Origin of the sequence: Hyella patelloides LEGE 07179, from assembly GCF_900659865.1 — a bacterium.
GTDB lineage: Bacteria > Cyanobacteriota > Cyanobacteriia > Cyanobacteriales > Xenococcaceae > Hyella > Hyella patelloides.
The window spans coordinates 1-9767 of the sequence record NZ_LR214033.1 but is presented as its reverse complement, the minus strand read 5'-3'; the positions used below and the strand labels follow the sequence as shown (position 1 = coordinate 9767).

The 9767-nt window shown below is 39.8% G+C and carries 8 protein-coding genes and 2 pseudogenes; 6 read left to right on the top strand and 4 right to left on the bottom strand.

Annotated elements, in window-relative coordinates:
• The first annotated feature begins 392 nt into the window (after positions 1-392).
• A complete protein-coding gene (ltrA, locus tag H1P_RS27280) occupies positions 393-1781 on the top strand; it encodes a group II intron reverse transcriptase/maturase (RefSeq protein ID WP_144873667.1) in 1389 nt (462 codons plus the stop codon).
• A 402-nt stretch (positions 1782-2183) separates the two neighbouring features.
• Here the strand turns inward: ltrA and H1P_RS27275 are convergent, their stop codons facing one another.
• Positions 2184-3347, bottom strand: coding sequence for a hypothetical protein (locus H1P_RS27275; RefSeq protein ID WP_144873664.1), 1164 nt, complete (start codon positions 3345-3347; stop codon positions 2184-2186).
• Between the two features lie 191 nt (positions 3348-3538).
• On the opposite strand from H1P_RS27275, the pseudogene H1P_RS39555 reads away from it, so the two are divergent.
• A pseudogene (locus H1P_RS39555) lies at positions 3539-4855 on the top strand (NF041680 family putative transposase).
• Positions 4856-4934: 79 nt separating this feature from the next.
• Here H1P_RS39555 and H1P_RS36580 read toward each other — a convergent pair.
• Positions 4935-5096: a hypothetical protein gene (locus H1P_RS36580; protein ID WP_186376168.1), complete on the bottom strand. Its 162-nt coding sequence runs from the start codon at positions 5094-5096 to the stop codon at positions 4935-4937.
• 306 nt (positions 5097-5402) lie between these two features.
• On the opposite strand from H1P_RS36580, the gene H1P_RS27265 reads away from it, so the two are divergent.
• The 3 genes from H1P_RS27265 to H1P_RS27255 are packed head-to-tail and all read left to right on the top strand — an operon-like array spanning position 5403 to position 6892.
• On the top strand, positions 5403-5687 hold the full coding sequence (locus tag H1P_RS27265) for a hypothetical protein (RefSeq protein WP_144873662.1): 285 nt from the start codon (positions 5403-5405) through the stop codon (positions 5685-5687).
• A gap of 43 nt (positions 5688-5730) precedes the next feature.
• Positions 5731-6372 carry an AAA family ATPase gene (locus tag H1P_RS27260; protein WP_186376167.1) on the top strand — a complete coding sequence of 214 codons (642 nt, stop codon included), beginning with the start codon at positions 5731-5733 and terminating at the stop codon, positions 6370-6372.
• The gene (locus H1P_RS27255) at positions 6329-6892 is read left to right on the top strand and encodes a TniQ family protein (protein WP_144873656.1); all 564 of its coding nucleotides are present in this window, start codon (positions 6329-6331) and stop codon (positions 6890-6892) included. Before H1P_RS27260 ends, H1P_RS27255 begins: the two co-directional genes overlap by 44 nt.
• Before the next feature lie 149 nt (positions 6893-7041).
• Here H1P_RS27255 and H1P_RS27250 read toward each other — a convergent pair whose 3' ends face one another.
• Entirely contained in the window at positions 7042-7599 is a 558-nt protein-coding gene (locus H1P_RS27250) for a hypothetical protein (protein ID WP_144873653.1), read from the bottom strand.
• 142 nt (positions 7600-7741) lie between these two features.
• On the opposite strand from H1P_RS27250, the gene H1P_RS27245 reads away from it, so the two are divergent.
• Positions 7742-8182 carry a hypothetical protein gene (locus tag H1P_RS27245; RefSeq protein WP_144873650.1) on the top strand — a complete coding sequence of 147 codons (441 nt, stop codon included), beginning with the start codon at positions 7742-7744 and terminating at the stop codon, positions 8180-8182.
• A gap of 175 nt (positions 8183-8357) precedes the next feature.
• Here H1P_RS27245 and H1P_RS27240 read toward each other — a convergent pair.
• Positions 8358-9620, bottom strand: a pseudogene (locus tag H1P_RS27240) (ISAs1 family transposase).
• Between the last annotated feature and the right edge of the window lie 147 nt (positions 9621-9767).

Below are 9767 nucleotides of genomic sequence, written 5' to 3'. Positions count from 1 at the left end.
CGCTTTTCGGAATTTTTCTTTTTAGGAAAAATATCTTGAAATAGCTTCCACTCTAGGTCATTTAATCCCTCAAATTTGCCTGGCATCTTCAGTCGTTTAGTTACAACCTTCTTATTTTATCTATTATTAGTGGGATAGGTTCATGCAGCGAAGTATTAACAAACACTCTTAATTCATCTCGGTGGATATATAGGCTCTACGGATTCAAACCAATGACCGATAGGAACGAATTAACCCTTTCTTGGTTCTCAGAATATCTGAGTGGGTTGCTAGCTAGAAACCAGGAAAGTGGAGGGATTGTGTCAGAAGCAAATGCCTTTGTGTAATGGAAAGGATAGGCTGACGGACACACGGTAAGACAGAAGATAGAGTCGTGATTAGTAATTTATACCATGAACGAGTTAAATCAGACTACGTATGAATGGCAAAACATCCCCTGGCGTAAGCTAGAACGTTCTGTCTACAAGTTACAAAAGCGAATCTATCAAGCCAGTGGTCGTGGTGACATACTGACAGTCCACAAACTTCAAAGATTGATGGTCAACTCATGGTCAGCAAAATGCCTAGCAGTTAGGAAAGTTACCCAAGATAACCAAGGAAAAAAGACGGCAGGAGTGGATGGAGTAAAATCTCTGTCCCCAGAAGCACGTCTGAATTTGGTAGGTCAACTAAAACTGGGACATAAAGTCAAACCAGTACGTCGAGTTTGGATACCCAAACCAGGAAAGACGGAAAAGAGACCCTTGGGAATCCCCACTATCTATGACCGAGCATTACAAGCTCTGGTTAAATTGGCATTAGAGCCACAGTGGGAAGCTCTTTTTGAACCCAATTCTTATGGGTTTCGCCCTGGCAGAAGCTGTCATGATGCGATTGAAGCAATACATATCGCTATTAGTCAAAAACCTAAATATGTCTTAGATGCCGATATTGCTCAATGCTTCGATAAAATCAATCATCAAGTTCTTCTCGATAAACTCCAAACCTTTCCTAAATTCAGGCAACAAATAAAAGCCTGGTTAAAAGCGGGAATTATGGATAATGGAGAGTTAGAACCCAGTTTAGCTGGAGTTCCCCAAGGTGGAACGCTTTCACCATTATTGGCTAATATTGCCTTACACGGAATGGAGAAGTTGGTTAAAGATTTTGCTGAGGGATTGAAACTCTTTTATCCCAACGGCAACTACCTCTCCAAAGAACGTAAACGAAGAAGCCTTCATCTCATCAGGTATGCAGACGATTTTGTCTGTATGCACGAAGAAAAAGAAGTTGTACTCAAATGTAAGGAAATAATAGCTGAGTGGCTAGGAACATTAGGATTGTCACTGAAACCGAGCAAAACACGCCTAGTACATACTTTGAAATCATATCAAGGGTCATCCCCTGGATTTGACTTTCTCGGTTTTAACATTAGGCAGTATCCAGTAGGGAAATATCATTCTCGACGGGGTTATAAAACCCTGATTAAGCCCAGCAAAGATAGTCAACAAACGCACTATCAAAAGCTGAAACAGACCATTGATAAGCGTAAGGCAGTATCTCAAGCTGACTTGATTGCTGCTCTTAATCCGATTATCAAGGGATGGTCAAACTACTTCTCATCAGTCTGTAGTCAGAAAATCTTCAACAGATTAGATGATTTAGTGTACAAGAAAATCAGCCGTTGGGCGAAACGTCGTCATCCCTGGGTTTTCCCGATCTTTGTTCTAACTTGCGGTGCGACCCCGCGTCGGCGTAAGACGCAAGGGAACGCGCACCAAGACAGAGACGACTACCGATAATATGAACGGGTGGTTTATCTTCCCCTGGTTCGGCACGGTGGGAAATAGCAAAAGTTTGACCCTCGACAACTGATGCTTGAGCCTGATATGTAAGTTCGTAGCCCAGTAGCTTGAGAAGGCGCACCGCCCAATATTCTCTAGTAATACTGGTTGCTGTCTCTGTTTTGTCCTGAGCCAATCTGACTTGAAACTCCGTCCAATAAGCTTTGGCATAGCCGAAAGCGATCGCAATTTCATCTTCTAATTTTTGATTTTTTGCCAGCCTAAAATCCGAAGCAGACTGACCCTTAAATTCACCAGATTTTAGTTCTATAGCCAAGTCAAAACCAATCAGATTACCTTCAATCTGATACGTAGTAGTAGTATTCATAACGATTTTAAAAAATTTTTATTATTTGTCTATTAGAGAGGCTGTAACCAATAAACACCTAAAATATCCATTGGTAGCTGAGGCTTGACGGTCACTCTGCCTTCTTTAGTGATGGCTCTGACTCGTCGATAGGATTCTTCTAAAGCTTGGGATTGGGCTTGTGCGATCGCTTTTAACTTTATTTCTAAGTCTGGCAAACCCGAAACTATTCTTTCCATCCTGGCTTGCATTCTCGGTAGCTTATGGTCGTCTTTTGGCTCTACTTGTTGCCAGAGCGCGATCGCATTTTCTTCAGCTAGCCATTGAGGTTTGGTTGCCGAACCCGTATAAGCTGCAATTAAACATTCCTCTGCTAATAAATCATTATGTTTGGAACTAGATAGCAAATGGCGTAAGCGTAGCAGTAAAATTGTAGTCCCTCGATCTACCGCATCGGTAACAATGTAACCGCAGCGAGAAGCCACAGAAGATTCGCTACGGGCTTCACAAGCGTCTGAACCAAGTTCAGACGACGAGTCCTTATCTGTAATGACTTGCTCTAATAAGTACCTTGCCAACCCTTCAACAATGGGATGATTGCGCCCTATATATTCCATTCCCTCTGGTGCTGGAGAATCAAAAGTAATAAGACGAGTTTCTGAGCCGAAAATAAACTCAAGTTTTTCGGGAATAGTGGCTAAATGCCAACCTTGTTTCTTTTTAACAAGAGGACAATTTAATCTCTCACACGCATTACGCACAAACTTTTCGACATCTTCTTGACTGCCTAAAATGCGATCGCTCTCTTTTAACTCTTGCTCGATTTCTTCTGGCTTAATCGCTCTTTGGGCAAAGCGAGTACGGTTTTGTTTTTCTCTCTCTACTGCTCGATCCCAGCTTTGATGTACTTCCACAATAGGAGCATCATTGACAACTAAATCTAAGGTTAATTGCTCTACTTCGGGGGGGAATAAAGATAATTGTTTGACTTCGGTTATTTTGTCGAACAGAGACTTAAATACAACTTCTTCTACTGAATTGCTCTCCATTGGTACGGGTACGCTAATGCCCAAAGCGCGGTGAATTTTGTTCGCCTTACGAATCAAAACATCTAGTACTGCTCCATCAATGGGATTATCTTCACCATAAAGAACTATACATTTAACTTTCGTCGCTGGTTGTCCGTATCTATCTACCCTTCCTTCCCTTTGCTCCAAACGATTGGGATTCCAAGGAAGATCGTAATGACTGGAGTTTAGACTAAATAAATTAAATTCAGGAAAAACTAAACCGTTTAGTAAACTGAAGTGAAACTAACTACTTGAAATATTTGTTCAAGGAAACAACTGAAGTGGAAAAATCGGGAAATCAAGGTAAAATCAGGCATTTAGTCAAAAAGTTCTCAAAAATGCCCGATATTAATTTAAAATTATTTCGTGAACAAGTATATCATTGTTTAGGCAACGCCAAAGATGCGGTGTTTGAACTAACAGATGCAGCTATATTAACTCGTAGTCCTGAAAGTCTGGCGGAATTGTCCCTATCACCAGTATTTCGACGAAAATGGCACAGTACTTACGAAGCATTAGAAGATTGTAATCCATCAAGAGAGAAGATGATGGCAATAATGAGCCAACAAATAGTAGCATTGAATCAAAGACCACTATTAGTAGGAGATCATAGTGCTTGGTTCAGACCAGATGCTCTCACACTTTCTCGAAAGAACCTATGAGCATAAGCCCCATAGAATATCCGTTAAGAGACCAATAGGAGTCGGTTTTGGCTACAGCACCATAGCTTACATCCCCGAACAACAAGGCAGTTGGGCGTTGCCGTTACTTCACGAAAGAATCAGTAGTAGTGAAACTGCCATCAGTAAAATGAGTCAACAATTGAGGAAAGTTTGTTTTGAATTAGAGGTCAGACCAATTCTAGTAGTGGATAGCCAATATGGTTGTGCATCGTTTATACAGCAAACCGCAGATATCCCTTGTGATAAGCTGATGCGCTTGAGTTCTAATCGTTGTTTCTGGGGCGAACCAATGGCTCATTCTGGTCGTGGTCGTCCACGAAAACATGGAGACAAATTCAAGCTTAATGACCGCCAAACATGGCATCTTGAAGATGAAATAGAATTCGTTGAACATCCCAGATTAGGATTACTTCATATAGAGGCGTGGCACAAATTACATTTTAGACAAGCTGCCGACCAAAAACTCTCTTTGATTCGAGTCGAACAATTAGATTCTCCCAAGAGTAAGCCATTGTGGTTAGCTTGGTATGGTGAACAGATGCCCACGTTAATTGAAGTAGTTAGATTGTATCTACGTCGTTTTACTATTGAACATTGGTATCGCTTCGCAAAACAAAGATTGCACGCTCTCTTTGCCAAACTTCGGTACTAAAGAACAGTGTGACCGATGGAGTGATTTAATCCCCATGATGACCTGGGAACTCTGGTTGGCTCGTGAGATGATGGTGGATCATCCTTTACCTTGGCAAAAACCACAAATTAATTTAACCCCTGGAAGAGTGGCGCAAGGGTTTGGAACAATTATTGCCACTCTGGGAACACCTGCATCTGCTCCCAAACCTCGCGGAAAATCACGACTGTTGGCAACCAGGCAGAATTAGGGCGAAAAAAATTAGATATCCTGTGGTCAAAAAAGGAAAAGGAAGATTTGAAAGCCAGAAAAAAGCCAAGGCAGAAAAGTTATCAGCTTAAATTGTGCCAACTTTTTTGATGAATAAAGTCGGTTTTCAGAATATATCCCTTTATTAAGTTGACTATATATTCAATCTTTTTAGTCTAAACTCCAGTCGGAAGCAAACTCTTCTTGAGTTAGTTCCATTTCTTGACGCAGTTTTTTGATTAGCAAACCAATTTGAGGTTGTGGCATGGTTTTTAGCTGACGAAGAGAAATGGTTTTCTCTTGATCGCAATTGTTCGCCACTCGGTCGGTCATGTTGTATTTATTGCTGATTTTTTAGCAGATGCTATATTTGTTGCTATTTATTGTCTCTGTGAAGCTAAGACAAAGGTGCGATCGAGATCCCATGAAACGGTGATTCGATCTATTGACAAAAAGAAAGATTATTATCAAGCAGGTATTTGGAAATCGACAAAGCCCTATTTTCTTTACTTTGAATGTGAATGTAGTAAGCTTAAAATGCATTTCGCTATTATTGCGTATAACGCTAAAATAAATTCGTGACTTTTACCAGATTTGAGCAAGAAGGCTGCCTCAAGATAAAAATTAGCGATCGCAATTATGATTGACATACCTGTTGAAAAAAACTCTGAAGAAGAACAAAGTACTACAGAGCAATTGAAAGAATACAAGCTTTTAACTGAGCTATCGGAAGACCAAAGGCTAGAGATGGAATTAATCGCAGAAATCCGTCATGCTAGCGATCGCAAAAACAAAAGTAGGCTAATAGAAGAAGCAGCAAACAAGCTAGAAAAAAGCACCAGAACTATTCGGCGAATGGTAACAAAAGTAGAACAGGAAGGATTAGCTGCATTGTGTTCTACCGTTCGCTCTGATAGAGGATAAAGGTTCTAATCTATCGCAGTCTTGTTACGATTACTCCTGTAGTTTGGCACGTCAAAAAGGTAATTTACTTTCCATTCCTTTAAAAGTTCTATACGTTAAAACCAGTCTCCCTGGAGGTGCAAATGACATATATATAGATATCTTGAATACTTTGAAACGTCCTCTCAATACTGGTAATTTGAGAGACTTGAGAAAGCGTGTTAGGGGAACGCTCAAATCATATCAAGTTCAACTTTTGATCGTCGATGATGCTCACCTTCTCAAGCGTAAAGCAATGGTTGAATTGATTAAAATTTACGAAGATTTGAGACTTCCTGTAATTATGTCAGGAGCTTACGATCTCGAAGATAGATTATCGAGGTCTAGAGGATACGAGCATATTAGTAATGTATTTTTAGCAGTTCATAACTATAGAACATTGACAATAGATGAAGTAGCTTCAGTTGTCGCAGCATGGGAAGAAGAAGTTTTGGAACTGTGGGAAGAAAAACTGAATTTAGCTAACAATGAAGAAATTATCGAAAGGTTGTATCTTCTCTCTAGTGGTTTAATACAGCCTTTATACAAGTGTTTAGAACAGATTGCCGTAGCGCAACTAAAGCATACTTTAAATCCTGATTCAGAGAAAAGGACTGATATTGATGAAGTTCTTGGTATTACCAGAACCGCTAGAGTTAACTTATAGATTACAGAAAGGTATCAAAGTGTATGGTTTCGTCCAGGTTACGTCAAAACCCTATGAAGGCGAAAGTATTAGTCACTATTTAGGCAGGTGGAGAAGATACGAAGTAAACAGTCTTTCTTCCTCTGGTGGTTTGGGTAGATTTGCTGGAATTGGAGCTGTTACGGCTCGTTGGGAGAAGTTTCGCTTTTATCATTTTCCTACTCAGAAGGAGCTAAAAGCAGTCAGCAAAGTAATGGAGATGGATTTAGAAGAGTTGATTGCCACACTGCCTACTAAAGACCAGCCTATGAAATTAGAGCCAATTCGACTTTGTGCTGCTTGTTATAGCGATCGCCCTTATCATCGTTTGGAATGGCAGTTTAAATCTACTGCGGGATGCGATCGCCATAAATTAAGATTGCTCTCTAAATGTCCTAGTTGTGGTGAGCGTTTTCCCGTTCCTGCTAAGTGGATAGAAGGTAGATGCAACAACTGCGGAATGAAGTATAGTTCGATGGCAAAGAGGCAAAAACCTTATTAAAAGGGATCTTTCTCTATTTATAACTGATGTTACGCACTTAAAAACTGGAACTATTGAAATTCTGTTCAAAATTGATTACCAAGACGTGACTCAAACTATTGAAATCTCGTTTGACTGCGTAACGTCAGTTTATAAGTTTATAAGATAATTTAACTCCGAGGCTTTTTCTGTTGTCTTTTCAATCGCTCCAATTGCCTTTGTTTCAGGTCTTCAGCAATACGCATATCCGTCAACTCTTCCGCATCAAAAGCCAATCCATCAACTTTAATCAAACAGCCCGCTAAATTCTCGATCTCTTCATCAGAGGGGCGACCGCCAGATAATAACTTTTTTAACCGACTTACAGAAATTTTAGTTTCTTTTGCCAAATGCTTTAAACCCCATTCAGGATTTTCTAGAGTTCCATCAATTGCAGTTGCAACTGTAGGTAAAGAGGCAAACACTGTATCAACATCATGGGCTAGATCGTCAATCGAAGCAGTTTGAGAAAAATTCCCCCGATACACATTTTCTTGCCTTGAAGAAAGCGATCGTTCTTGCTTGTCTATCCAATCTCGGACTGCTTCCTCCAGAGTATCGTTGATATTTTGTCCCGCTTTTTTACAGGCTGCTTTGAACTCCATAGTCAAAGCTTTGGGGATAAATCCTCTCAATTCTTTGTATTCAGACGATCTGCGCTTATCTACCACTCGCTGTTCGTTTTTCAATGTCGCGTACACTCTATTTTCTCACAATATCTTATTCAAATTTTTATATTGCTAATATAGCTATTATTGCTAATATACTTTTATATTTACCTTATCTACTCTCAAAGAAGATTGCATAACTTATGCGATCGCGTTTACTAATATGAATCATTTAGATCGATCTATTGAGAATAATCCCATCCAATATGCTTCGCGTATTTCTCAAGATTTAGGCATTGAAAAACTACAGCATAGTATTTCCTATCTGTATCGAATAAATAGATTGGATGACATTAACTTTCTGACTGCACTATTCATCGAACAACTTGCGAATAGCTTGGAATTAATTTCAAAGCCCGCCAAGATTCAAAGCGATCGCCTTTTTCCTTTAACAGAGTTTCCTCCTCTTCCTGTTGATTTTCCTCAAAGTTTAGAGATGCCACTTTATCTTTACGGCGACAAAGTGCTTCACGAATCGATGGAAGATTTTGCGATCATAATTGGTCGCTTTTGCGCTTTTGATTGTGCGAGCAACCAATGGCGATGGAAATATCTAATTCTCAGTAGATGGACAAGTTTTTCAAAAGTAGCTCACGCGACCTAAGAATTTAACTTTCAAGGGGCATTAATTAGTACTATAGTTCTGGTAAACTGATTAAAAATAAGTTTTATTTATATTTAAATTGAATTTTACTTGAGTTATATGTGCTGTGGGGATTTTTTGCCTAAAAATGTTAAATTATTAAGGATATTTAAACAGGGTAAGAGCATCTCAAACCCTATTGACAAAAGGATTGTAGAACAGTCATCATATAGTCATTATTCATAGCTGCGCGCTTCATTTTTTGACGCAGACTACGCTTGAGACTCTTCTCTTGATTCAGGGCATTTAATGCCATGCGTCTGAGAAGAGCAAAGTTACGAGGGGAGTTGCCAGAACGGATGCGACAATGATCCTCATTATGTCTTGGTGCGCGTTCCTTAGCGGAGGAAACCTCCGCAGGGTCGCACCGCAAAGTTACATCCAAAGTCCAATGGACTTGGTTTTCAATTCCCCAATGGGTGCGAATAGCATGACCCAAGTTCTGAGCGTCTGCGGGTAGAGAAGACAGATAAAACTGGACTTCGTGAGTAACTTTATTCCAGAGATGGCGGGTTCTCTCCACCATCACAATGGTTTGAAGACCTGACCACTGCCCTTGTTTATAGAGACCACCAAACTCAGATAGAGGCACAGCCCAAACCAGGCGTTTTTCGGTGCGATGATGTCCTTTTTCCACTCGGCGGTCATAAGTTCTATTAATCCCTTCAAAGTTATTGGCAAGAGCCGACTCAAACCATTTTTTCACCTGGGCGTGAAGTGTAGGATGATTGGTTTTGAGTGCCAAGACATAATCAGCTTTTTTGGCACGAATTAAGCGCACAATTTCAGTTTGTGTTCCCATGGCATCAATAGTCACAATTGCCCCAGTAAGATCAATTAACTCTAATAAGGCGGGAATAGCCGTTATTTCATTAGAGTGGTCTTCTACTTTCACTTGTCCTAAAGTTAAATTCTGCTCTGCAACCCATGCAGTTACTAGATGTAAAGCTTTTAGTCCCCCTTCACGGTCATAAGAACCCCTCAAACATTTACCATCGATAGGCACAATCTGTTGATTCAAAGAAGGGATTAATTCTTCTATCCATCTGCTAAAACTAGCCTCTAGAGCTGAGGCATCTATCCTCTCAAAAACCCGTCGAAAGGTGTCATCGCTCGGTATTCCATTAGGCAATTCTAAAAATTATGACAACCATTGCTGTTTAGCTTGAGCATAATTTTCGATATCTTCCCAGCCTTCTGCTCCAGCAATGACAGCTAAAATTGCAATAACTAAAATATCTTTCAACAAGTGTTTTTTCGTTCTCTTAACTCTAGGGTCTTTAATATCATTAAAATAACTAGATAAATTAGCTTGTACTTGAGAAATCGGGGTTAGTTTTGCGGTTTTAGCTGCGGTTTTTTTTGATTTAGCTTTTACAGATACAAATCCTTTACCCATCAATTCTTTCCCTTAATAGCCTCAATTTACCTTATTTTAGATTGAAACTACATTAATATCTGCGAAACACCATTACTTTTTGAAAAAAAATTATCACTCGCTTTTTGTCAAGTACATTTTATACAAAATAAGATGAGCTTACCCTGG

Coding starts and splice junctions, on each gene's coding strand:
- ltrA (WP_144873667.1), top strand. CDS start 393: ATGAACGAGTTAAATCAGACTACGTATGAATGGCAAAACATCCCCTGG.
- H1P_RS36580 (WP_186376168.1), bottom strand. CDS start 5,096: ATGACCGACCGAGTGGCGAACAATTGCGATCAAGAGAAAACCATTTCT.
- H1P_RS27265 (WP_144873662.1), top strand. CDS start 5,403: ATGATTGACATACCTGTTGAAAAAAACTCTGAAGAAGAACAAAGTACT.
- H1P_RS27255 (WP_144873656.1), top strand. CDS start 6,329: ATGAAGTTCTTGGTATTACCAGAACCGCTAGAGTTAACTTATAGATTA.
- H1P_RS27245 (WP_144873650.1), top strand. CDS start 7,742: ATGAATCATTTAGATCGATCTATTGAGAATAATCCCATCCAATATGCT.